The organism is Pseudomonas sp. DW-iso3, assembly GCF_058725305.1.
The window spans coordinates 91,401-114,683 of record NZ_JBZXDZ010000008.1 but is presented as its reverse complement, the minus strand read 5'-3'; the positions used below and the strand labels follow the sequence as shown (position 1 = coordinate 114,683).

21 protein-coding genes are annotated in these 23,283 nt (G+C 60.5%); 10 read left to right on the top strand and 11 right to left on the bottom strand.

Features of this window, described 5'->3' with window-relative positions; translation table 11 throughout:
* The first annotated feature begins 4 nt into the window (after positions 1 to 4).
* Positions 5 to 2,422, top strand: coding sequence for a DNA topoisomerase (ATP-hydrolyzing) subunit B (gene gyrB / locus AC4PS7_RS23070; protein ID WP_010207722.1), 2,418 nt, complete (start codon positions 5 to 7; stop codon positions 2,420 to 2,422).
* A gap of 106 nt (positions 2,423 to 2,528) precedes the next feature.
* Here gyrB and AC4PS7_RS23065 read toward each other — a convergent pair whose 3' ends face one another.
* Positions 2,529 to 3,251, bottom strand: coding sequence for a response regulator transcription factor (locus AC4PS7_RS23065; RefSeq protein WP_010207724.1), 723 nt, complete (start codon positions 3,249 to 3,251; stop codon positions 2,529 to 2,531).
* A 255-nt stretch (positions 3,252 to 3,506) separates the two neighbouring features.
* Here AC4PS7_RS23065 and AC4PS7_RS23060 point away from each other — a divergent pair, with 255 nt between their 5' ends.
* Together AC4PS7_RS23060 and AC4PS7_RS23055 are read left to right on the top strand one after the other, a co-directional pair.
* Complete coding sequence (locus AC4PS7_RS23060) at positions 3,507 to 4,424, top strand: FecR family protein (protein WP_492179763.1); 918 nt, start codon at positions 3,507 to 3,509, stop codon at positions 4,422 to 4,424.
* A 3-nt stretch (positions 4,425 to 4,427) separates the two neighbouring features.
* Positions 4,428 to 6,707, top strand: a complete 2,280-nt coding sequence (locus AC4PS7_RS23055; protein ID WP_492179762.1) for a CHASE2 domain-containing protein — start codon at positions 4,428 to 4,430, stop codon at positions 6,705 to 6,707.
* 181 nt (positions 6,708 to 6,888) lie between these two features.
* Here AC4PS7_RS23055 and AC4PS7_RS23050 read toward each other — a convergent pair whose 3' ends face one another.
* The 4 genes from AC4PS7_RS23050 to glyQ form a co-directional block, all read right to left on the bottom strand.
* Positions 6,889 to 7,659: a lysophospholipid acyltransferase family protein gene (locus AC4PS7_RS23050; RefSeq protein ID WP_010207729.1), complete on the bottom strand. Its 771-nt coding sequence runs from the start codon at positions 7,657 to 7,659 to the stop codon at positions 6,889 to 6,891.
* An 82-nt stretch (positions 7,660 to 7,741) separates the two neighbouring features.
* Entirely contained in the window at positions 7,742 to 8,278 is a 537-nt protein-coding gene (gmhB, locus tag AC4PS7_RS23045) for a D-glycero-beta-D-manno-heptose 1,7-bisphosphate 7-phosphatase (protein WP_021491428.1), read from the bottom strand.
* A 2-nt stretch (positions 8,279 to 8,280) separates the two neighbouring features.
* Positions 8,281 to 10,335 (bottom strand): glycine--tRNA ligase subunit beta, encoded by a 2,055-nt coding sequence (glyS, locus tag AC4PS7_RS23040; protein ID WP_010207731.1) that lies wholly within the window; start codon positions 10,333 to 10,335, stop codon positions 8,281 to 8,283.
* Complete coding sequence (gene glyQ / locus AC4PS7_RS23035) at positions 10,332 to 11,285, bottom strand: glycine--tRNA ligase subunit alpha (RefSeq protein ID WP_003187265.1); 954 nt, start codon at positions 11,283 to 11,285, stop codon at positions 10,332 to 10,334. The genes glyS and glyQ overlap by 4 nt, the downstream gene beginning before the upstream one ends.
* 81 nt (positions 11,286 to 11,366) lie before the next feature.
* Between glyQ and AC4PS7_RS23030 the strand changes: the two genes are divergently transcribed.
* Positions 11,367 to 11,924, top strand: coding sequence for a DNA-3-methyladenine glycosylase I (locus AC4PS7_RS23030; RefSeq protein ID WP_010207732.1), 558 nt, complete (start codon positions 11,367 to 11,369; stop codon positions 11,922 to 11,924).
* A 40-nt stretch (positions 11,925 to 11,964) separates the two neighbouring features.
* Complete coding sequence (locus tag AC4PS7_RS23025) at positions 11,965 to 12,852, top strand: lysophospholipid acyltransferase (RefSeq protein WP_010207733.1); 888 nt, start codon at positions 11,965 to 11,967, stop codon at positions 12,850 to 12,852.
* A 136-nt stretch (positions 12,853 to 12,988) separates the two neighbouring features.
* On the opposite strand, the gene AC4PS7_RS23020 is transcribed toward AC4PS7_RS23025, so the two are convergent.
* The 5 genes from AC4PS7_RS23020 to def all read right to left on the bottom strand — a co-directional run bounded on the left by AC4PS7_RS23020 (position 12,989) and on the right by def (position 17,549).
* On the bottom strand, positions 12,989 to 13,300 hold the full coding sequence (locus tag AC4PS7_RS23020) for a hypothetical protein (protein ID WP_010207734.1): 312 nt from the start codon (positions 13,298 to 13,300) through the stop codon (positions 12,989 to 12,991).
* A gap of 17 nt (positions 13,301 to 13,317) precedes the next feature.
* Positions 13,318 to 14,691 (bottom strand): Trk system potassium transporter TrkA, encoded by a 1,374-nt coding sequence (gene trkA / locus AC4PS7_RS23015; RefSeq protein ID WP_492179761.1) that lies wholly within the window; start codon positions 14,689 to 14,691, stop codon positions 13,318 to 13,320.
* 21 nt (positions 14,692 to 14,712) lie between these two features.
* Positions 14,713 to 16,023, bottom strand: a complete 1,311-nt coding sequence (rsmB, locus tag AC4PS7_RS23010; protein ID WP_044286387.1) for a 16S rRNA (cytosine(967)-C(5))-methyltransferase RsmB — start codon at positions 16,021 to 16,023, stop codon at positions 14,713 to 14,715.
* Positions 16,020 to 16,973: a methionyl-tRNA formyltransferase gene (gene fmt, locus AC4PS7_RS23005; RefSeq protein ID WP_010207737.1), complete on the bottom strand. Its 954-nt coding sequence runs from the start codon at positions 16,971 to 16,973 to the stop codon at positions 16,020 to 16,022. The genes rsmB and fmt overlap by 4 nt, the downstream gene beginning before the upstream one ends.
* Before the next feature lie 69 nt (positions 16,974 to 17,042).
* Positions 17,043 to 17,549: a peptide deformylase gene (gene def, locus AC4PS7_RS23000; RefSeq protein ID WP_010207739.1), complete on the bottom strand. Its 507-nt coding sequence runs from the start codon at positions 17,547 to 17,549 to the stop codon at positions 17,043 to 17,045.
* Positions 17,550 to 17,684: 135 nt separating this feature from the next.
* On the opposite strand from def, the gene AC4PS7_RS22995 reads away from it, so the two are divergent.
* The 3 genes from AC4PS7_RS22995 (at position 17,685) to tsaC (ending at position 20,231) form a co-directional block, all read left to right on the top strand.
* Positions 17,685 to 18,461 carry a hypothetical protein gene (locus tag AC4PS7_RS22995; RefSeq protein ID WP_042571106.1) on the top strand — a complete coding sequence of 259 codons (777 nt, stop codon included), beginning with the start codon at positions 17,685 to 17,687 and terminating at the stop codon, positions 18,459 to 18,461.
* 63 nt (positions 18,462 to 18,524) lie between these two features.
* Positions 18,525 to 19,619: a DNA-processing protein DprA gene (dprA, locus tag AC4PS7_RS22990; protein ID WP_021491424.1), complete on the top strand. Its 1,095-nt coding sequence runs from the start codon at positions 18,525 to 18,527 to the stop codon at positions 19,617 to 19,619.
* A 54-nt stretch (positions 19,620 to 19,673) separates the two neighbouring features.
* Positions 19,674 to 20,231: an L-threonylcarbamoyladenylate synthase type 1 TsaC gene (gene tsaC, locus AC4PS7_RS22985; protein ID WP_010207742.1), complete on the top strand. Its 558-nt coding sequence runs from the start codon at positions 19,674 to 19,676 to the stop codon at positions 20,229 to 20,231.
* 130 nt (positions 20,232 to 20,361) lie between these two features.
* On the opposite strand, the gene AC4PS7_RS22980 is transcribed toward tsaC, so the two are convergent.
* Entirely contained in the window at positions 20,362 to 21,339 is a 978-nt protein-coding gene (locus AC4PS7_RS22980; RefSeq protein WP_010207743.1) for a quinone oxidoreductase family protein, read from the bottom strand.
* Between the two features lie 159 nt (positions 21,340 to 21,498).
* Between AC4PS7_RS22980 and hemF the strand changes: the two genes are divergently transcribed.
* Both hemF and aroE read left to right on the top strand, forming a co-directional pair.
* The gene (gene hemF, locus AC4PS7_RS22975; RefSeq protein ID WP_010207746.1) at positions 21,499 to 22,431 is read left to right on the top strand and encodes an oxygen-dependent coproporphyrinogen oxidase; all 933 of its coding nucleotides are present in this window, start codon (positions 21,499 to 21,501) and stop codon (positions 22,429 to 22,431) included.
* On the top strand, positions 22,431 to 23,249 hold the full coding sequence (gene aroE / locus AC4PS7_RS22970) for a shikimate dehydrogenase (protein WP_010207747.1): 819 nt from the start codon (positions 22,431 to 22,433) through the stop codon (positions 23,247 to 23,249). Before hemF ends, aroE begins: the two co-directional genes overlap by 1 nt.
* Positions 23,250 to 23,283 lie beyond the last annotated feature (34 nt).

Below are 23,283 nucleotides of genomic sequence, written 5' to 3'. Positions count from 1 at the left end.
AGGCATGAGCGAAGAAAACACGTACGACTCGACCAGCATTAAAGTGCTGAAAGGTTTGGATGCCGTACGCAAACGTCCCGGTATGTACATTGGCGATACTGATGACGGTAGCGGTCTGCACCACATGGTGTTCGAGGTGGTCGACAACTCCATCGACGAAGCTCTGGCCGGTCACTGCGACGACATCAGCATCATCATCCACCCGGATGAGTCTATTACCGTGCGCGACAATGGTCGCGGCATTCCGGTAGACGTACACAAAGAAGAAGGCGTTTCGGCAGCAGAGGTCATCATGACCGTGCTCCACGCCGGCGGTAAGTTCGACGACAACTCCTATAAAGTTTCCGGCGGTCTGCACGGTGTGGGCGTTTCGGTAGTGAACGCTCTTTCTGAAGAGTTGATCCTGACTGTTCGCCGCAGTGGCAAGATCTGGGAACAGACCTACGTTCACGGTGTTCCAAAAGAACCGATGAAAATCGTCGGTGACAGTGAAACCACCGGTACGCAGATCCACTTCAAGCCATCGGCTGAGACCTTCAAGAATATCCACTTTAGCTGGGACATCCTGGCCAAGCGTATTCGTGAACTGTCCTTCCTGAACTCCGGTGTGGGTATCGTCCTCAAGGATGAGCGCAGCGGTAAGGAAGAGCTGTTCAAGTATGAAGGTGGCCTGCGCGCATTCGTTGAATACCTGAACACCAACAAGACCGCGGTCAACCAGGTGTTCCACTTCAACATTCAGCGTGAAGACGGCATCGGCGTGGAAATCGCTCTGCAGTGGAACGACAGCTTCAACGAGAACCTGTTGTGCTTCACCAACAACATTCCTCAGCGCGACGGTGGTACTCACCTGGTGGGTTTCCGTTCCGCACTGACGCGTAACCTGAACACCTACATTGAAGCCGAAGGCCTGGCCAAAAAGCACAAAGTCGCCACCACCGGTGACGATGCCCGTGAAGGCCTGACCGCGATTATCTCGGTAAAAGTACCTGATCCGAAGTTCAGCTCTCAGACCAAAGACAAGCTGGTGTCTTCCGAAGTGAAGACTGCGGTGGAACAGGAGATGGGCAAGTACTTCTCCGACTTCCTGCTGGAGAACCCGAACGAAGCCAAGCTGGTTGTCGGCAAGATGATCGACGCCGCGCGTGCTCGTGAAGCGGCGCGTAAAGCCCGTGAGATGACTCGTCGCAAAGGCGCGCTGGATATCGCAGGCTTGCCAGGCAAACTGGCTGACTGCCAAGAGAAGGACCCTGCCCTCTCCGAACTGTACCTGGTGGAAGGTGACTCTGCTGGCGGTTCCGCCAAGCAGGGTCGTAACCGTCGCACCCAAGCCATCCTGCCGTTGAAAGGCAAAATCCTCAACGTCGAGAAGGCTCGCTTCGACAAGATGATTTCCTCCCAGGAAGTCGGCACCTTGATCACGGCGTTGGGCTGCGGTATCGGCCGCGACGAGTACAACATCGACAAGTTGCGCTATCACAACATCATCATCATGACCGATGCTGACGTCGACGGTTCGCACATTCGTACGCTGCTGCTGACGTTCTTCTTCCGTCAGTTGCCGGAGTTGATCGAGCGTGGCTACATCTACATCGCTCAGCCGCCGTTGTACAAAGTGAAAAAAGGCAAGCAAGAGCAATACATCAAAGACGACGACGCCATGGAAGAGTACATGACGCAGTCGGCTCTGGAAGATGCCAGCCTGCACTTGAACGACGAAGCGCCGGGCATTTCCGGTGAGTCGCTGGAACGTCTGGTAAACGACTTCCGCATGGTGATGAAGACCCTCAAGCGCCTGTCGCGTCTCTACCCTCAGGAATTGACCGAGCACTTCATCTACCTGCCGGCTGTCAGCCTTGAGCAATTGGGCGATCACGCAGCGATGCAAGATTGGCTGGCTCAGTACGAGGTGCGCCTGCGTACCGTCGAGAAGTCTGGTCTGGTGTACAAGGCCAGCCTGCGAGAAGACCGTGAACGTAACGTGTGGCTGCCTGAGGTCGAACTGATCTCCCACGGTCTGTCGAACTACGTCACGTTCAACCGTGACTTCTTCGGCAGCAATGACTATAAGACCGTGGTAACGCTGGGCGCTCAACTGAGCACCCTGTTGGACGACGGCGCTTATATTCAGCGTGGCGAACGCAAGAAGCAGGTCAAGGAATTCAAGGAAGCCCTCGACTGGCTGATGGCGGAAAGCACCAAGCGTCACACCATCCAGCGATACAAAGGTCTGGGTGAAATGAACCCGGATCAGCTGTGGGAAACCACCATGGACCCTGCTCAGCGTCGCATGTTGCGTGTGACCATCGAAGACGCCATTGGCGCAGACCAGATCTTCAACACCCTCATGGGTGATGCGGTCGAGCCTCGTCGTGACTTCATCGAGAGCAATGCCCTGGCGGTTTCCAACCTGGACTTCTGATCCCGGTAAGCCCGTCAAACTAAAATGGCCAACGCTTAAACGTTGGCCTTTTTTATTGGGTAAAACACGTTGATTTTTAAAATGCTCCACGTGGAACATCAGCACACTAACTTTGAGAAGCGGCCGCCACACTCTCCAATCGATAACCATACCCATAGATGGTCAGTAACTGCCAACCTCGGTCCGCCGTCAGCCCGAGTTTGTTTCTTAACCGGTAGATATGTGTATCCAGCGGCCGTGAAGACACCATTTCTTCATGGGTCCAGAATCGCTCGTAGAGGTACTCGCGAGACAGCGGTCGCGCCAGGTTGGCAAACAGACAGCTAGCCAAGCGATACTCCCGTTCTGTGAGGTTGATGGGTTTTCCCGCTCGGGTCACCGTCAATTCGGCATCGTCAAAGGTCAAGTCGTTGAAGCTTTGCACTTCATGGCTAGCAGACTTCTGCAGGCCATGCCGACGCAGCACCGCCGTAACCCGTGCTTTCAGTTCATTGGGGCGAAACGGTTTGCTGACGTAATCATCCGCGCCACTGTTGAGCGCGGTGACGATGTCGCTCTCGGCATCACGGCTGGTGAGCATGATGACGGCAGGCGGGGATTCCATGTGTTCGCGGGTCCAGCGGAGCAATGCGATGCCGGTGATATCCGGCAGTTGCCAGTCGAGTATCAACAGGTCGAAGGTTTCCCGGCGCAATTGACGAAGCAGGTCTTCACCGCGTTCGAAGCAATGCAGCGTCCAGGGCTGTTCGGCGGTGCTGGGGATTTGTCGCAGTGTCTGTTCCACCCGGCGCAGTTCCGCGGGTTCGTCATCCAGTATTGCGACACGCATGGGTGGGTCCTTTCATTTGAAGAGTGCGGCAGCCGTCCGGCCGGTCTTTGAATCTGAAGAATTGTGCGCAGATTCATCGAGCCCTCGGATCTCTCTATACGCTGGGAACAATGGGCGGTTAACCCATTGAAAGTCCTCGATACCAATGTGGGAAAGATACCGGCTCCTGACCATAAGGAAAAGGATCAGCCGACGCATGCGCTGCCGTAAACTCCTGTGTCTGATGTCAGATGCCTTCTGGAACCCCCGACCTTGATGAGCGCCATGTCTGTTCTTCCCAATTACTTGCGCAGCGCACTTCCCTCTCTGTTGATCATGGTGGTGGGTTCGGCGGGCGCTGCCACAAAGGTTCGAGCGCCTTACATCGACGATGAGTTTCTGTGCCGGGTCCAGCCTCTGCCTGCGGTGGTCCAGCATCTCACTGGAGAGGCCTGGAAACTCGATACCAAGGGCAAGGCGACGCCTTTGCTGGAAGGCATGACTGTTGATGAACAGGAAGGTGTGAAGACTTCGGCTTCGGCGTTTGTCAGTCTGTTGCTCGGTGATGGATCCCGAGTGGTGTTGCCTTCTGACTCCCAGGTGCGGTTGCGCTTGGAGAAGAAACTGTCGATCCCCCAGGTGGTGCTCGAACAAGGCCAGGCGGAGGCGTATGTGATCAAGCGCGCCAGCGATCATGATCGCTTTCAGATCGTGACGCCGGTCGGTGTGCTGGGCGTGCGGGGCACGCATTTTCGGGTGCGCAATGACGCTGAGCGATCGCTTGTGGAAGTGTTGGACGGCCAGGTCGCCGTCAATCGCGATCGCACAAGCGAGATCAAAGTGGCCGCTCGCCAAGGTCTGCTCTTCAGGAAACTGGGCGACCTCAATCCTGTGGAGCTGCTTGCGGCGCCGAAGCTTATCGGCCAAGACGGCCAGAAAGGTGACGCGCCAGTCTGGAGTTTGTACCTTCGCCCGTTGCCCGGCGCCCAGCGATACCGTGCCCAGGTCGCCACCGACAAAGCCTTTATGAATATCAAGCAGGAAAACTTCTCCAGCATGCCGAAAATGAGCTTCACTGGGCTCAAAGCCTCGTTCTATCACGTGCGCTTGTCGGCTTACGACGAACACGGCCTTGAGGGAGAAACCGGGGTCTATGACATCTTCTATTACCCACCCACTGTTCAGGTGCGTTGACCGATGATGCTCTGGGGCAAGGCCGAAAAACGTCAACCTACCCATGCTCAGCGGCTGTTCCACGGCCTGGTGCGTGAGTGGTTGTGGATTGGTTTATTGCTGTTGCCTATCACCGCCTACCTGTCGTTGAGCCCCGGCTTGGCCTTGAACAATCCGTTATACGACAGTTTGCGTCGCCTCAGCCCGCTGCCGGTCGACCCACGCATCCTGCTGGTGACGATCGATGACGCCAGTTTGAAAAAGCTTGGCCGATGGCCTTGGCCACGCGGCTTGCACGCCGACCTGATCGATCGCTTGAGCGCCGCGCAACCGGCGGGCATTTTGTTCGATGTGATCTTCAGTGAGCCCGGTGACCCGGCCAATGACAAACGCCTGGCCGAGTCGGTCTGCAACGCTGGCAATGTCTTGCTGCCTCTGGTGCGTGAAGGTGCTGCGAACTACAGCCAACCGGACGCACAGATGATGCCGCTGCTCAAATGTGCCAAAGGCGTGGGCCACATCAATGTTGAAGCAGACAGCGATGGCGTGGTCCGCAGCCTCTATCTGCGTGAAGGCCCGCCTGATGCCAAGGCGCCGCAATTGGCCTGGTTGGCCTATGAGATGAGTGGCGAGCTGTCTGAGATGCCGGGCGAGCCTCAGCAATCGGTCACCCAGCAATGGCATCGCGAACATGCCATCCGTATCCCCTTCATCGCACCTCATACGCGCTTTCCCAGTGTGTCCTACGTCAGCGTCCTACACGGTGAAGTCGCGCCTGAGCGACTACGTAACCGCCTGATCCTCGTCGGCTCGACGGCTTCCGGCATGGGCGATCGTTTCGTCACGCCTCTTTCCTCCACGGTGGGCACCACAGCGGGTTTGGAGATACAGGCCAACGTGCTCAATGGTTTGCTCCAAGGCCGCAGCATCGTTGATCTACCGGGCTGGCTCGCCGCATTGATCGCTACCGCATGGGTGGCGTTACTGCTGGGGTTGCTGCTCTACCGGCCGCGCTATGCGCTGTGGATGACCCTGAGCTGCATGGCTGTCGCTTTGCTCGTGTCCTTGGCCTTGTTGCGCCTGGGCCACTGGTGGTCGCCTGCGGCCTGCCTGATTGGTTTGCTGCTCAGTTATCTGATCTGGAACTGGCGCCGCCTCAGCGTGATCCTCGCCTATTTCGGTTGGGAGCTGGCACGCCTGGACAATGAACCCAAAGTCCTGCCCGAACGGCGCCGTGCACCCGCCAGCAAAGGCGATGTACTGCAGGCGCGTATCTTCGCCCTGGAGCAAGCCGTCAGCCGTACGCGTGACACACGACGCTTTATGGCCGATGGCCTGGAATGCCTGCCGGTGGCGACGCTGATTACCGATCCCATGGGCAATATCCTGCTGGCCAACCGCATTGCCCGCGAGGTGTTCGGTAATGAGCTGGTCACGCAGAACCTGCTGGAGCAGTTGGCCGACTTGGGCTACCCGCCGCTGCACAATGGCGTGCGCCCTGCCCTATCAGCGCTGGAGCTTGTAGAGTTCCGGGACATCCACCAACGCAGCCTGCGCATGGAGCTTGCGCCCTTGCTGCCGGCTGAAGGCGATGTCGCCCTCGGTTGGCTGCTGAGCCTGACGGATTTGAGTAAGGAGCGCGACGCCCAGCAACACCGCGAGACCATGTTGCGGTTCCTCTCTCACGACCTGCGTGCGCCCCATTCAGCGATCCTCGCGTTGCTGGATGTGCATAACGGTGAATCCCCGGTCTTTGCCCAGATCGAACAGCAGGTTCGCCGCGCCTTGGGCCTCACCGAATCCTTCGTGCAACTGGCGAAGGCCGAGGCTGACGGTTATCAGTTCCAACCGACGTTGTTCGCTATGTTGGTCATGGATGCCTTTGATCAAGTAGCGCTGATCGCCCAACTTAAAGGTATTCACCTGGTCCACGATTTGGATGAGGCCGATGAAGGCATGGTCTCTGCCGACCAGTCACTGCTCACACGGGCGTTGTTCAACGTGCTGGAGAATGCCATCAAGTATTCGCCTTCCGGGACGACCGTGAGGTTGAGGCACAGTAGCGAGCAGGGTTGGTTGGAGTGCCGTATCAGCGACCAGGGCCCGGGGATTGCTGCAGAGGACCTGCCGGAGTTGTTCAACCAATACCGTCGTTTCGATTCGTCCCAAGGCAGTGAAGGACTGGGCTTGGGGCTGACGATGGTCAAGGCCGTGGTAGAGCGCCACGGTGGACGCATCAGCTGCGAAAGTGAGGTGGGGAAAGGCACCACATTCAGCCTTCGACTGCCGCTGCTGGACGACTGAAAAACGTACTTTTCAGTTGTGCATAAAAAACCGGTCGCAAGGACCGGTTTTTTTATGCGGAAAAAACTTATGCACCTTTTTCGTGATTTTATTATGTTGGGAAATATGTAATAAAATCAGATTCTTACAAGACAAAAAAGGCGATTCGCCAACAAACCGTGCACAGGTTATCCACAGATACTTAGATAATGGGCGTGTCGACTACAACCGGCTCCGGCGGCAGCGAACCCATGGCCCTCTGCTGTGCTTCATTCCAGGCCTGGGCACGGTCATTCAGCGCTGCAATGGCGCGGGGTCCTTCACCTTCGGCGTACATCGGTTTACCGATGACCACCGTGATGGTGCCTTCGCGCTTGGCCCAGCCCATCTTCGGCCAGAACTTACCGGCGTTATGCGCAATCGGTAGCACTGGCAGATGCGCATTGACCGCCAATGCCGTACCACCGCGTGAGAACTTGCCTACCGTGCCGAAGGGCACACGCGTGCCTTCCGGGAATATCAGCACCCAAACACCATCCTTGAGCAACTCGTCGCCCTTCTTGGCCACATGCTTGAGCGCAGCCTTGGGGTTGTCACGGTCGATGGCGATCGGACGCAACATGGCCATGGCCCAGCCGAAGAACGGCACATACAGCAATTCACGCTTGAGCACTTGGCTCAACGGGGAGAAGTACGCCGAGAGAAAGAACGTCTCCCAGGTGCTCTGGTGGTTCGACAGAATCACACAGGGCTGGTCCGGAACGTTTTCCGCACCCTTGACCTCAAAACGAATGTTCAGGAACACCTTGGTCAGCCACAACGCGCAGCGGCACCAATAAACGTTGATAAAGCGATAGCGCGCCTTGAACGGCAAAAAGGGCGCAATAAAAAAGCTCAGGGTGCACCAGAGAAACGAACTGGTGCCCAGCAGCAGGTAAAAGAAAAAGGTTCTGATGGCCTGCAAAATCGACATGGCGGCATTTACCGTTGCGGGACACGGCCCGCCTGCTAAAAGCGCACTCCCGAACACTCCTTGGTCAGGAAGTCGAGGGCGGCTAGTTGTTGATAAGTTCTGCGGCAACGGCCGCCAGATCGTCAAAAATCAAGGTGCCTACCGGCAGGTTTTTCGCCTGGGTCTTGTCGCCTTTCCCGGTCTTAACCAAAACTGGCTGAGAGTCGACGGCTTTGGCCGCCTCCAGGTCACCGAGGCTGTCCCCGACGAACCATATCCCAGCTAACGGCACGTTGTAATGTTCTGCAATGGTTTTCAACATGCCAGGCTTGGGTTTGCGGCAATCGCAGCCCTCATCCGGCCCGTGGGGGCAGTACACCACCAGCCCCACCTCACCGCCCTGCTCCGCCACCAACGTGCGCAAGCGCGTGTGCATGGCGTCCAGGGTGGCGATGTCGTAGTAGCCACGGGCGATGCCGGACTGGTTGGTGGCGATCGCCACCGTCCAGCCGGCTTTGCTCAACTGCGCAATGGCCTCGATCGAGCCAGGCAAAGGAATCCACTCCGCCACCGACTTGATGTAAGCGTCGGAGTCGTAGTTGATCACCCCGTCCCGATCGAGAATCAGCAGTTTCAACATGGTCAGCTCAGCGTCGAAATGTCAGCGATGTTGACGAACAAGCCACGCAGACGCGCCAGCATGGCGTAGCGGTTTTTCCGCACGCCGGCATCTTCGGCATTGATCATCACCGCCTCAAAGAACGCATCCACTGGCTCACGCAAGGTCGCCAGGCGAGCCAATGCTTCGGCGTAGTTGCGTTCAGCGATCAGCGGCTTCACGGCGTTTTCAGCCTTGGCGATGGCCGAGTTCAGCGAGAACTCCTTGGCATCCGCGAACAGGCCAGGGTCGACGTCGGCATTGCCCAGGCCTTCGGCCTTGCTCAGCAGGTTCGACACACGCTTGTTCACGGCGGCCAGGGCATCGGCTTCCGGCAGTTTGCGGAAGGCCTGCACGGCCTGTACGCGCTGGTCGAAGTCCAGCGCCGAACCCGGCTGCAGGGCACGCACCGACAGGTACACCGACACGTCCACGCCTTCGTCTTCATAACGCGCACGCAGGCGGTCGAACACGAACTCCAGCACTTGCTCGGCCAGGCCGGCCTGCTTGACCTTGGCGCCGAACTGGCCGACGGCAAACACCACGGCCTGGGTCAGGTCGAGGTCCAGCTTCTTGTCGATCAGGATGCGGAGTACGCCCAGGGCCGCACGACGCAAGGCATAGGGGTCTTTGCTGCCGGTTGGCAACATGCCGATACCGAAGATACCCACGAGGGTGTCCAGCTTGTCGGCGATCGCCACGGCTGCACCGGTCAGGGTGGTCGGCAGTTCAGCGCCGGCACCGCGCGGCATGTACTGCTCGTTCAGCGCCAGGGCCACATCGTCCGGCTCGCCGTCGTTGAGGGCGTAGTAGTAGCCGGCAACGCCTTGCATCTCCGGGAACTCGCCGACCATCTCAGTGGCCAGGTCGCATTTGGACAGCAGGCCTGCGCGCGCAGCCCAGGCGGAATCACCGCCAATGCGTGGCGCAATGTAGGCGGCCAGCTTGGAAACCCGTACGGCCTTGTCGTAGACGCTACCGAGTTTTTCCTGGAACACCACGTTTTGCAGGCGCTGGTTGAAGTCTTCCAGCTTCTGCTTCTTGTCTTGCTTGAAGAAGAACTCGGCGTCGGTCAGGCGCGGGCGAACGACTTTCTCGTTACCGGCGATGATCTGCTGCGGATCCTTGCTTTCGATGTTGGCCACGGTGATGAAACGCGGCAGCAACTTACCGTCCACGTCCAGCAGGCAGAAGTACTTCTGGTTGTCCTGCATGGTGGTGATCAACGCTTCCTGCGGTACGTCGAGGAAACGTTCCTCGAACGAACACACCAGCGGCACCGGCCATTCAACCAACGCCGTCACTTCGTCGAGCAGGTTTGGCGGCACGATGGCGGTGCCTTCCTGCAGACGGGCCAGCTCTTCGGTACGCTTGCTGATCAACTCGCGACGCTCGTTGGCGTCAGCCAGCACGTAGGCAGCACGCAGGTCGGCGGCGTAGTTGGCCGGCGAGGTGATGCGTACGGCTTCAGGGTGATGGAAGCGGTGGCCACGGGAATCACGACCGGCTTTCTGGGCGAGGAGGGTGCAGTCGATGACTTGGTCACCGAGCAGCATCACCAGCCACTGGGTCGGACGTACGAATTCTTCCTTGCGAGCACCCCAGCGCATGCGCTTCGGGATCGGCAGGTCGTTCAACGAGTCTTCAACGATGGTCGGCAACAGGCTGGCGGTCGGCTTGCCGGTGATGACCTGGCTGAAACGCAGTTTCGGTCCGCTCTGGTCGATCTCGCTCAGCTCGACGCCACACTTCTTGGCAAAACCAAGGGCGGCCTGGGTCGGGTTGCCTTCGGCATCGAAAGCCGCCTGGCGCGGCGGGCCGTCGAGGTTGATGCTGCGGTCCGGCTGCTGGGTTTCCAGCGCGGTCAGCAACACCGCGAGGCGACGCGGTGCGGCGTAGACTTTCTTCGTTTCGAACTTCAGGCCAGCGGTCTGCAGGCCTTTTTCGATACCGGCCAGGAAGGCGTCGGCCAAGGTGTTCAGTGCCTTGGGTGGCAGCTCTTCGGTGCCCAGTTCAACCAGGAAATCTTGAGCACTCATTGTGCAGCCTCCAGCTTAGCCAACACTTCATCACGCAGGTCCGGGGTTGCCATCGGGAAGCCCAGCTTGGCGCGAGCCAGCAGATAGGCTTGGGCGACGGAACGCGCCAGGGTGCGTACACGCAGGATGTATTGCTGGCGCGCGGTTACCGAGATGGCACGGCGGGCGTCCAGCAGGTTGAAGGTATGGGAGGCCTTCAACACCATTTCATAGCTCGGCAATGGCAGCGGCTGGTCGAGTTCGATCAGGCGCTTGGCTTCGCTTTCATAGAAGTCGAACAGTTCGAACAGCTTGTCGACGTTGGCGTGTTCGAAGTTATAGGTGGACTGCTCCACCTCGTTCTGGTGGAACACGTCGCCGTAGGTGACTTTGCCGAACGGGCCGTCAGCCCACACCAGGTCGTAGACCGAGTCCACGCCTTGCAGGTACATGGCCAGGCGCTCAAGACCGTAAGTGATTTCGCCGGTCACCGGGTAGCACTCGATGCCGCCCGCTTGCTGGAAGTACGTGAACTGCGTCACTTCCATGCCATTGAGCCAGACTTCCCAGCCCAAGCCCCAGGCGCCCAGGGTCGGCGACTCCCAGTTGTCTTCGACGAAACGGATGTCGTGGACCAGTGGGTCCAGGCCCACGTGCTTGAGCGAGCCCAGGTACAGTTCCTGGAAATTGTCCGGGTTCGGCTTCAGTACCACCTGGAACTGGTAGTAGTGCTGCAGACGGTTCGGGTTTTCGCCGTAGCGGCCGTCAGTCGGGCGACGACTGGGCTGCACATAAGCGGCGTTCCAGGTTTCCGGGCCAATGGCCCGCAGGAATGTTGCGGTGTGGAAAGTGCCGGCGCCTACTTCCATATCGTAGGGCTGAAGTACCACACAACCTTGCTCGGCCCAGTATTGCTGGAGGGCGAGGATCAAGTCTTGGAAGGTACGCACGGCTGGCGTAGGCTGGCTCACAAAATTCACCTGTTACTTGGGCTGCGATTTAAAGAGCGGGAGTATACCCGATTCGGCCCTGCCACCACTCCCTGGAGCCTTATGCCACGCTGCTTTTGGTGTTCTGAAGATCCGCTGTACATGGCTTATCACGATCAGGAGTGGGGAACGCCGCTGCGCGATGCGCAGGGTTTGTTCGAGTTGCTTTTGCTCGAAGGGTTCCAGGCGGGCCTTTCCTGGATCACCGTTTTACGCAAACGCGAGCATTATCGAAAGGTCTTGTTCGGTTTTGATGCGCAGCGTCTGGCCCAACTGAGCGACGCCGAGATCGAAGCGCTGATGCTCGATCCGGGTATCGTGCGTAACCGCCTTAAACTCAATGCCACCCGCCGCAATGCCGCCGCCTGGCTGGCGCTGGAGGACCCGGTGGGGTTGCTCTGGTCCTTCGTCGGCGGCAAACCCAAGGTCAATCACTTCAAGGACCGCAGCGAAGTACCGGCGATTACACAGGAAGCTGAAGCCATGAGCAAAGCCCTGAAAAAAGCCGGTTTCACCTTCGTCGGCCCGACCATTTGCTACGCGTTCATGCAGGCCTCGGGCATGGTCATGGACCACACTCAGGACTGCGACCGTTACGCGGACCTGGCCAACGCCGGTTAGAATGCCGGCTTTGCGCACCACACACGATCAGGAGTGACCTGTGGAAAAGTTGAAAGGCGCCTTGCTGGTAGGCGCTCTCCGGTTATTTGCCCTGCTGCCCTGGCGCGCCGTTCAGGCCGTCGGCACCGCGATTGGCTGGATCATGTGGAAAACCCCCAACCGTTCCCGTGACACGGTGCGGATCAACCTGTCCAAGTGCTTCCCGGACATGGACCCCGCGGAGCGCGAAGCGCTGGTCGGCCGCAGCCTGATGGACATCGGCAAGTCCCTGACCGAAAGCGCCTGCGCCTGGATCTGGCCGGCCCAGCGTTCCATCGACCTGGTGCGTGAAGTCGAAGGCCTGGAAGTGCTGCACGAAGCCCTCGCCTCAGGCAAAGGCGTGGTTGGCATCACCAGCCACCTGGGTAACTGGGAAGTGCTGAACCACTTCTATTGCAGCCAGTGCAAACCGATCATTTTCTACCGCCCACCCAAGCTCAAGGCGGTGGATGAGTTACTGCGAAAACAGCGCGTGCAGTTGGGCAACCGCGTGGCCGCGTCGACCAAGGAAGGCATCCTCAGTGTGATCAAGGAAGTGCGCAAAGGCGGCCAGGTGGGAATCCCGGCCGATCCCGAGCCGGCGGAATCCGCGGGGATCTTCGTGCCGTTCTTCGCCACCCAGGCGCTGACCAGCAAGTTCGTGCCGAACATGCTCGCCGGCCACAAGGCGGTGGGTGTGTTCCTGCATGCGCTGCGGCTGCCGGACGGTTCGGGTTACAAAGTGATTTTGGAAGCGGCGCCGGAAGACATGTACAGCACCGACACCGCCACGTCCTGCGCCGCGATGAGCAAGGTGGTGGAGCGTTATGTCGGCGCTTATCCGAGCCAGTACATGTGGAGCATGAAGCGCTTCAAGAAACGCCCGCCGGGTGAGGCGCGGTGGTATTGATTCCATACTGACTCCGGTTCGCCGCGAAACCCATGTGGGAGCGGGCTTGCTCGCGAAAGCGGTATGTCAGTCACTGAATGTGACGCTGATACACCGCTTTCGCGAGCAAGCCCGCTCCCCCATTGTTGATCGCCATTCACCCCTGGCGGTCGAGTTTTTTCAGGAACACGGTCATCTCTTTTTCGGCCTGTTTGTCGCCATGGGCCTGGGCGGCTTCTATGCCCTTCTGCCACGCCAGCCGCGCCGCAGCACTATCCCCCAGTCCCTGATGCGCCTTGCCCAGCAGCTTCCACGCCGCTGAATACTTCGGGTCGAACTCGACGCACTTGTGCAGATGCTCCGCTGCCTTGGCGTTGTCTTTCAGGTCCAGATAACCCTTGCCCAAACCAAAGCGCAGCAGGGAATTATCCGCACCTTTGGCGAGCATTTTTTCCAGGGACTCCAGCATCGGTTCTCTCCGTTCGATCAGAAAAAGCTCAGGCCCACGTGGAACAGTTTCTCCACATCGCGGATATGTTTCTTGTCCACCAGGAACAGAATCACATGGTCCCCGGTTTCGATCACTGTATCGTCGTGGGCAATGATCACTTCTTCGTCACGAATGATCGCGCCAATGGTGGTGCCCGGCGGCAAGCCGAGATCGCGGATGGCCTTGCCGATCACTTTGCTCGACTTTGAGTCACCATGGGCAATCGCCTCGATGGCTTCCGCCGCACCCCGGCGCAGGGAGTGCACGCTGACGATATCGCCACGGCGCACGTGGGCCAGCAAGGTGCCGATGGTGGCCAACTGGGGGCTGATGGCGATGTCGATATCGCCGCCCTGGATCAGGTCCACATAAGCCGGGTTGTTGATGATGGTCATCACCTTCTTCGCCCCCAGCCGCTTGGCCAGCAGGGAAGACATAATGTTGGCTTCGTCATCATTGGTGAGGGCCAGGAAAATGTCGGCGTCGGCGATATTCTCTTCCATCAGCAGGTCGCGGTCCGAGGCACTGCCCTGGAGTACGACCGTGCTGTCGAGGGTGTCGGACAAATGCCGGCAGCGTGCCGGGCTCATCTCGATGATCTTCACCTGGTAGCGGCTTTCGATGGCTTCGGCCAAACGCTCGCCGATTTGCCCGCCGCCGGCGATGACGATGCGTTTGTAGGTCTCGTCGAGGCGGCGCATTTCGCTCATGACTGCACGAATATTCGCTTTGGCAGCGATGAAAAACACTTCGTCGTCGGCCTCGATCACCGTATCGCCCTGGGGCAGGATCGGACGGTCACGCCGGAAAATCGCCGCTACGCGGGTTTCCACATTCGGCATGTGCTCACGCAACTGGCGCAGCTGCTGGCCCACCAGCGGGCCGCCGTAATAGGCCTTCACCGCGACCAGCTGCGCCTTGCCGCCGGCGAAGTCGATCACCTGCAGGGCGCCCGGAATTTCGATCAAGCGCTTGATGTAGTGGGTGACCACTTGTTCCGGGCTGATCAGCACGTCGACGGGAATCGCGTCGTTGTCGAACAGCCCGGCGCGGGTCAGGTAGGCCGCTTCGCGCACACGGGCGATTTTGGTCGGGGTGTGGAACAGAGTATGGGCAACCTGGCAGGCGACCATGTTGGTTTCGTCGCTGTTGGTCACGGCCACCAGCATGTCTGCGTCGTCGGCACCGGCCTGGCGCAGCACTGTTGGGAACGACGCGCGGCCTTGTACGGTGCGGATGTCGAGGCGGTCGCCAAGGTTGCGCAGACGCTCGCTGTCAGTGTCGACCACGGTGATGTCGTTGGCTTCGCTGGCCAAATGTTCAGCCAGCGTGCCGCCGACCTGCCCTGCCCCAAGGATGATGATTTTCATCCGGTCACTCCCTTAAATCATTCAGCCGCGCGCGGCGGCGATCTTGATCAGTTTGGCGTAGTAGAAGCCATCGTGTCCGCCTTCTTGCGCAAGCAATTGGCGGCCGTGGGGCTGCCTGATGCCGGCCGTGGTGGCGAGGTCCAGCTCCCGCGCGCCGCTGGTGCGGGCGAGGAAGGCTTCGATCACCTCGGTGTTCTCTGTCGGCAAGGTCGAACAGGTGGCGTAGAGCAGGATGCCGCCGACTTCCAGGGTGGGCCACAGGGCGTCGAGCAACTCGCCCTGCAGCACGGCCAAGGCGGCGATGTCGTCGGGTTGGCGGGTGAGCTTGATGTCCGGGTGGCGGCGGATCACGCCTGTGGCGGAGCACGGCGCATCGAGCAGGATGCGCTGGAACGGTTTGCCGTCCCACCACGTGGCGGTGTCACGACCGTCGGCCGCGATCAGCTCGGCGCTGAGGCCCAGGCGAGCCAGGTTCTCGCGCACGCGCACCAGGCGCTTGGCTTCCAGGTCGACGGCAACTACACCGACCAGGTCTTTTTCGACTTCCAGGATGTGACACGTCTTACCGCCCGGCGCGCAACAGGCGTCGAGTACGCGTTGGCCCGGTGCAAGGTCGAGCAGGTCGGCAGCCAGTTGCGCGGCTTCGTCCTGCACGCTGATCCAGCCCTCGGCAAATCCCGGCAGGCCGCGCACATCAGTGGCGGCTTCGAGCACGATGCCGTCGACGCTGTACACGCACGGCGTGGCGCCGATACCTGCGTCGGTGAGCAATTGCAGGTAGGCGTCACGGCTGTGATGACGACGGTTGACCCGCAGGATCATCGGCGGGTGCGCATTGTTCGCTGCGCAAATGGCTTCCCATTGCTCCGGCCAGAACGCCTTCAGGGACTTTTGCAGCCAGCGCGGGTGGGCGGTGCGCACCACCGGGTCGTGCTCCAGTTCAGCCAGCAGTGCTTCGCTTTCGCGCTGGGCGCGGCGCAGCACGGCGTTGAGCAGGGCCTTGGCCCAGGGTTTTTTCAGCTTGTCGGCGCAACCGACCGTTTCGCCGATAGCGGCGTGGGCGGGCACGCGGGTGTAGAGCAGTTGATAGAGGCCGACCAGCAGCAGCGCCTCGACATCCGCGTCGGCCGCCTTGAACGGCTTCTGCAGCAACGTGGCTGCCAGCGCCGACAAGCGTGGTTGCCAGCGCGCTGTGCCAAAGGCCAGGTCCTGGGTAAAACCGCGATCGCGGTCTTCGACCTTGTCCAGTTGGGTGGGCAACGAACTGTTCAACGACGCCTTGCCGCTGAGGACGGCGGCGAGAGCCTTGGCGGCGGCCAGACGTGGGTTCATTGGGCTACCACCCCAAGGACCGTGCCCAAGGCAAATTTCTCACGGCGGCTGTTGAACAAATCGCTGAAATTGAGCGCCTTGCCACCGGGTAATTGCAGACGGGTCAGACACAACGCCTGTTCACCGCAGGCGACCACTAGGCCGTCCTTGCTGGCGCCGATGATTTCACCGGGCGCGCCTTTGCCTTCGGCCAGGGTCGCGGCCAGCACTTTCAAGGCTTCGCCGTTAAGCGTGCTGTGGCAGATCGGCCATGGGTTGAAGGCGCGCACCAGGCGTTCAAGCTCCACGGCCGGGCGGCGCCAGTCGATGCGCGCTTCGTCTTTGTTCAGTTTGTGGGCGTAGGTGGCCAGGCTGTCGTCCTGCACGTCGCCTTGCAGGGTGCCAGCAGCCAGACCGGCGATGGCCTGGATTACAGCCGGTGGGCCCAGCTCGGCAAGGCGGTCGTGCAGGCTGCCGCCGGTGTCTTGGGCGGTAATCGGGGTGGTGACTTTCAGCAGCATCGGGCCGGTGTCCAGGCCTGCTTCCATGCGCATCACGGTCACGCCGCTTTCGCTGTCGCCGGCTTCCACGGCGCGCTGGATCGGCGCCGCACCGCGCCAGCGAGGCAGCAGCGAGGCGTGGCTGTTGATGCAGCCCAGACGGGGGATATCCAGCACGACTTGCGGCAGGATCAGGCCATAGGCCACTACCACCAACAGGTCCGGCTTCAGCGCCGCCAGTTCTGCCTGGGCTTCGGCGTTGCGTAGGGTCGGCGGTTGCAGCACAGGGATGTCGTGTTCCAGCGCCAGCTGTTTGACCGGGCTCGGCATCAGTTTTTGCCCACGACCGGCCGGGCGATCCGGCTGGGTGTATACCGCGACGATGTCATAAGGGCTGGCAAGCAGGGCCTTGAGGTGTTCGGCGGCAAATTCAGGAGTGCCGGCAAAAACTATGCGCAGTGGCTCGGTCATGGGAGGTCTCGGTTAAAAGCAGTCACAAAAGAAAAAGGCTTGCCGCAGCAAGCCTTTGGAAGGAGGGCATCAAGCTTGCTGGCGATGCTTTTTTTCCAGCTTCTTCTTGATCCGGTCGCGCTTGAGCGTGGACAGGTAATCGACAAACAGCTTGCCGTTGAGGTGGTCGCATTCGTGCTGGATGCACACCGCCAGCAGGCCTTCGGCAATCAGCTCGAACGGCTTGCCGTCGCGGTCCAGGGCCTTGATCTTCACGCGCAGCGGGCGCTCGACGTTCTCGTAGAACTCCGGCACAGAAAGGCAGCCTTCCTGGTATTCGCCCATCTCGTCGGTCAGCGGTTCGAACTCCGGGTTGATGTACACCTTCGGTTCGCTGCGATCTTCCGACAGGTCCATGACCACGACGCGCAGGTGCACGTTGACCTGGGTCGCGGCGAGGCCGATACCCGGGGCTTCATACATTGTTTCAAACATGTCATCGACCAACTGACGAACCTTGTCGTCCACTACGGCCACCGGTTTGGCGATCGTGCGCAGGCGCGAGTCGGGGAATTCGAGGATGTTCAAAATAGCCATAAGCGTAATTGCTGCACATGTGAGGTAGAGGCAAATCGGCGTTGGGATGGACCCACACGACCGGTGTGAAACCCTTAAAAGCCGCTAAGGCCCAGGCATTTCACGCGAACGCACATAATAAAGGAGATTCACCCTATGAGGAAATCGCTACTCGTCTTGCTGCTGTGGGCCCCGTTTTCCATGGCCCTGCTACCCCAGCCCATCCAGCGTCTGGACCCACCGACACAACACGCTATCCAGCGCTTCCTGCTGCATAACCGCATTCTCGATACACCCCAGGACCTGGACAACGCGCCCTACATCGTCGCTGCCGATGCTGGCCGCGTGCTTGGCGCCAATGGCGAGCGGGTCCACGCCAGGGGCGACCTGGAGCCTTCCCAGCCGAATTACGGCATATTCCGACGTGGCAAGGTCTACACCGACCCGCAGACCCGAGAGCTACTGGGGATCAACGCCGACGACATTGGCACCGCCCGTTTCGTCACGGCGGGCGACCTCACCACCCTCGCTGTGCAGCGTGTCACCCAGGAGGTGCGTCCCGGTGACCGCTTGCTGCGTGCGCAAACACCCGTCGACCCGGCAGCCTTTGCCGTCACGCCAGCAACGCGCTTTATCAAAGGGCAGATCATCGATATCCCCAAGGGCGTGACCCAGATCGGCGTGCTGGATGCCGTAACCCTGAATAAAGGCCGTCGTGACGGCCTGGTCGAAGGCCAACTGCTCAGCGTAATCAAGGCTGGCGCCACGGTACGCGACAGTCTGACGGGCACGCCGACCCAACTCCCTGATGAACGCGCCGGCACACTGTTGGTGTTTCGCACCTACGAAAAACTCAGTTACGGCCTGGTCCTCAATGCCTCACGGCCCCTGGCCGTAATGGACCGTTTCGAGACTGCCCATCAAACGCAATAAATAGCCTGCTAAATAAGTTACCAACAGAGTTATCCACAGCTTGTTCCGGTCAAGGATGATCAGATGTATCCGACAAAAAACCACGAAATCTCCCCCTCAGAACTGGAAGCGCGTCTACGCTTGCACAGGCTGCCGGAACTGGGTCCGAAGCGTTTTCGCTTGTTGATCGAGGCGTTCGGCTCTGCCTCAAAAGCCATCAGTGCGCCTGCCAGTGCCTGGCGTTCGCTCGGGTTGCCTTCCATCAGCGCCGATGCCCGACGCAGTCATGAAATCCGCGACGGTGCGAGCGACGCATTGGCCTGGCTGGCGCGTCCGGCCCAGCAATTGCTGATGTGGGACCAGCCGGACTACCCCGCACTGCTTGCCCAGATCGATGATGCGCCGCCACTGTTATTCGTCGCCGGTGACCCTTCGATCCTGGAAAAACCGCAACTGGCGATAGTCGGCAGTCGTCGTGCATCGCGCCCCGGCATGGACACGGCGGCAGCGTTTTCACGCAGTCTGGCGAGCGCCGGTTTTGTCATCACCAGCGGCCTTGCGCTGGGCATTGACGGTGCAGCCCATCAGGCGGCATTGGATGTGGGCGGCCAGACAATCGGCGTGCTCGGCACGGGGCTTGAAAATTTTTATCCACAGCGCCACCGGCGGCTGGCGGCGGCGATGATTGACCAAGGCAGCGCCGTGGTTTCCGAGTTCCCCCTGGACGCGCCGCCCCAAGCGGGTAACTTCCCCCGACGCAATCGGATCATCAGCGGGCTGTCCCTGGGGGTGTTGGTGGTGGAAGCCAGCATGGCCAGCGGTTCGCTGATTACCGCGAAACTGGCGGCCGAGCAGGGGCGCGAGGTGTATGCGATTCCAGGCTCAATCCATCATCCCGGCGCCAAGGGCTGTCACCAGTTGATCCGCGATGGCGCGGTGCTAGTGGAAACTATCGAGCACATCCTGGAAGGGTTGCGTGGCTGGCAGGCATTGTCTCGTCCGGCGCCGATGCCGGTGGTCCACCCGCTGGTGGCGCTGCTGCACGCGGCGCCCCACACCAGTGAAGCCCTGGCGATTGCCAGCGCAAGGCCGTTGTCCCAAGTGCTGGCGACCCTGACGGAGCTTGAGCTGGAAGGCCAGGTCATCTGCGAGAGCGGGCGCTGGCTTGCGCGCCGCTAGGTTTTGTAAAGAAGATCGGTAAACTGAGCAGAGCTTTAGTCTGGAGAGTGAACAATGGTCAACCGGTGGCGTGTGCTGGAAACCGCACGAGAAATTCGCGCAGGCGCGGTGATTGCCTATCCAACCGAAGCGGTTTGGGGCTTGGGCTGCGACCCGTGGAACGAAGAAGCAGTGGACCGTTTGCTCGCCATCAAGAACCGTTCGGTGGACAAGGGCCTGATCCTGGTGGCGGACAACATCCGTCAGTTCGACTTTCTGTTCGAAGATTTCCCACAGGACTGGATCGACCGCATGGCCAGTACCTGGCCAGGGCCGAATACTTGGTTGGTGCCCCATCAGGACTTGTTGCCGGAATGGGTCACGGGGGTGCACGACACCGTGGCGCTGCGGGTGACTGACCATCCGCTGGTGCGGGACCTGTGTTCGCTGGTAGGGCCGCTGATTTCCACATCGGCCAACCCGCAGGGCCGTCCGGCGGCGCGCTCGCGGATTCGCGTGGAGCAATACTTCCGTGGCCAGGTGGACCTGGTGTTGGGTGGCGCCCTGGGTGGGCGCAAGAACCCGAGCCTGATTCGTGATCTGGTGACGGGTGAGGTGGTGCGGCCCTCCTGAGACCGAGTCGTGGCCTTCGCGAGCAAGCCCGCTCCCCCGTTCGATCGAGTTCCTCCAGTGGGAATCCGATCAACATCTGGGAGCGGGCTTGCTCGCGAAGAGGCCTCACTGACCCCGGAGAGCTGTAGCCTTATGGCAGGAGAATGGTCGAACCGGTAGTCCGCCGCCCCGACAACTCGGTCTGCGCTTTGGCCGCATCCGCCAGCGCATACCGCTGGTTGATATCAATGCGCACCTTGCCGCTCTTGATCATCGAGAACAAGTCATCCGCCATCGCCTGCAGGTTATGTGGGTTGTTGGCGTAGGTCGCCAGGGTCGGCCGAGTGACGTAGAGCGAGCCCTTGGCTGACAGAATCCCCAGGTTCACCCCATCCACCGCGCCCGACGCATTACCGAAACTTACCACCAGCCCACGCGGCGCCACGCTGTCCAACGAGGTCAACCAGGTGTCCTTGCCGACGCCGTCATACACCACCGGTACCTTTTTACCGTCGGTCAATTCCAGCACGCGCTGTGCGACGTTTTCCTTGCTGTAGTCGATGGTTTCCCAGGCGCCGAGGGATTTGGCCAGGGCGGCTTTTTCCGGCGAGCTCACGGTACCGATCAACTTCACACCCAGGGCCTTGGCCCATTGGCAGGCCAGCGAGCCCACACCACCGGCAGCGGCGTGGAACAGGATGGTTTCACCGGCCTTCACTGCATAGGTCTGGCGCAGCAGGTACTGCACGGTCAGGCCCTTGAGCATGGCGCCGGCGGCTTGTTCGAAGCTGATCTCGTCCGGCAGATGCACCAGATTGGCGGCGGGCAGCACGTGCAGTTGGCTGTAGGCACCCAATGGACCACTGCCGTAGGCCACACGGTCGCCAACCTTGAATTGGGTGACTTCGCTGCCGACCGCATCGACCACGCCGGCGCCTTCTGCGCCCAAGCCCGATGGCAGGGCTGGCGGCGCGTACAGACCGCTGCGGAAATAGGTGTCGATGAAGTTCAGGCCGATCGCCTCGTTACGCACGCGCACTTGCTGCGGGCCAGGCTCCGCTGGGGTGTAGTCCACATACTCAAGCACTTCGGGACCGCCATGGGCGCTGAACTGGATACGTTTTGCCATCTGCCTTCTCCTTGGGTCGAACTCGCGTAGCCGCCTATCGAACTCCTAAGCTTGATCTTCGTCAACTGCGGCGCAACCGGGTGCAGTGGTATCCTGTGCGCCCATTTGCCGCCGACGCCCAATGGCCTCGCGTAGCTTTGCCCGATTCAAGGTGATGCCATGACTACCCGCACCGAGGCTGTAAAGGCCTACCTGCTTGACCTGCAAGACCGCATTTGCAGCGCCCTGGAAACCTTCGAGACGGACACTCGCTTTATCGAAGACGCCTGGACCCGGCCTGCCGGCGGCGGCGGTCGCACCCGTGTGATCGAAAACGGTTCGGTGATCGAGAAAGGCGGCGTCAACTTTTCCCACGTGTTTGGCAGCGGTCTGCCACCGTCCGCCAGCGCGCATCGGCCTGAGCTGGCCGGTCGTGGCTTTGAGGCCCTGGGTGTGTCGCTGGTGATCCACCCGCACAACCCCCACGTACCAACGTCCCACGCCAACGTGCGCTTTTTCATCGCTGAAAAAGAAGGCGAAGAACCGGTGTGGTGGTTCGGCGGCGGCTTCGACCTGACGCCTTACTACGGCAACGAAGACGATTGCATCCACTGGCACCGCGTGGCCGAGCAGGCCTGTGCGCCGTTCGGGCCGGACGTGTATTCGCGCTACAAAGCCTGGTGCGACACCTACTTCCACATCAAGCACCGCAACGAACCGCGCGGTATTGGCGGCCTGTTCTTTGATGACCTGAACGAGTGGGACTTTGACACCTGCTTCGCCTTCATCCGCGCCATCGGTGACGCCTACATCGACGCCTACCTGCCGATCGTGCAGCGCCGCAAGTCCACCGCGTACACTGAGCAGCAGCGCGAATTCCAGGAATTCCGCCGCGGCCGCTACGTTGAATTCAACCTGGTCTACGACCGTGGCACCTTGTTCGGCCTGCAATCGGGCGGGCGCACCGAGTCGATCCTGATGTCGCTGCCGCCGCAAGTGCGCTGGAGCTACGACTGGAAGGCCGAAGCCGGCAGCGAAGAAGCGCGTCTCACCGACTACTTCCTGCAAGACCGTGACTGGCTGGGCCTTGCCGCGCCCAAGGCGGCTGTCTGATGGACCGCTATGTCGTGTTCGGCAACCCCATCGGCCACAGCAAGTCGCCGCTGATCCACCGGATGTTCGCCGAGCAGACGGGCGAGCAACTGGACTACAGCACCCTGCTGGCGCCATTGGAGGATTTCTCCGGCTGTGCTCGTGAGTTTTTTCAACAGGGTCGTGGCGCCAACGTCACTGTGCCGTTCAAGGAAGACGCTTACCGCCTGGCCAACAGCCTCACCGAACGCGCTCAACGTGCGGGTGCGGTGAACACCCTGAGCAAGCTGGCCGACGGCAGCCTGCTGGGCGATAACACTGACGGCGCCGGCCTGGTGCGCGACCTCACGGTCAATGCCGGCCTGAACCTGCAAGGCAAGCGCATCCTGTTGCTGGGCGCCGGCGGCGCGGTGCGCGGCGCATTGGAACCGTTGCTGGCCGAACAGCCTGCTTCGCTGATCATCGCCAACCGCACCGTGGAAAAGGCCGAAATGCTCGCCGAGTTGTTCGACGATCTGGGCCCGGTGTCCGCCAGTGGTTTCGACTGGCTGCGTGAGCCGGTGGATGTGATCATCAACGCCACGTCCGCCAGCCTGTCAGGCGATGTACCGCCGATTGCCAGCAGCCTGATCGAACCGGGCAAGACGTTTTGCTACGACATGATGTACGCCAAGGAACCGACCGCGTTCTGCCGCTGGGCCACTGAGCATGGCGCATCCGTGGCGATGGATGGCCTGGGCATGCTGGTGGAGCAGGCGGCGGAAGCCTTCTACTTGTGGCGCGGTGTGCGTCCGGATTCTGCGCCGGTGCTGGCTGAGCTGCGCCGGCAGTTGGCTTGACGCTATTTGAGGTGGGCACGTCCAGCTCCCACAG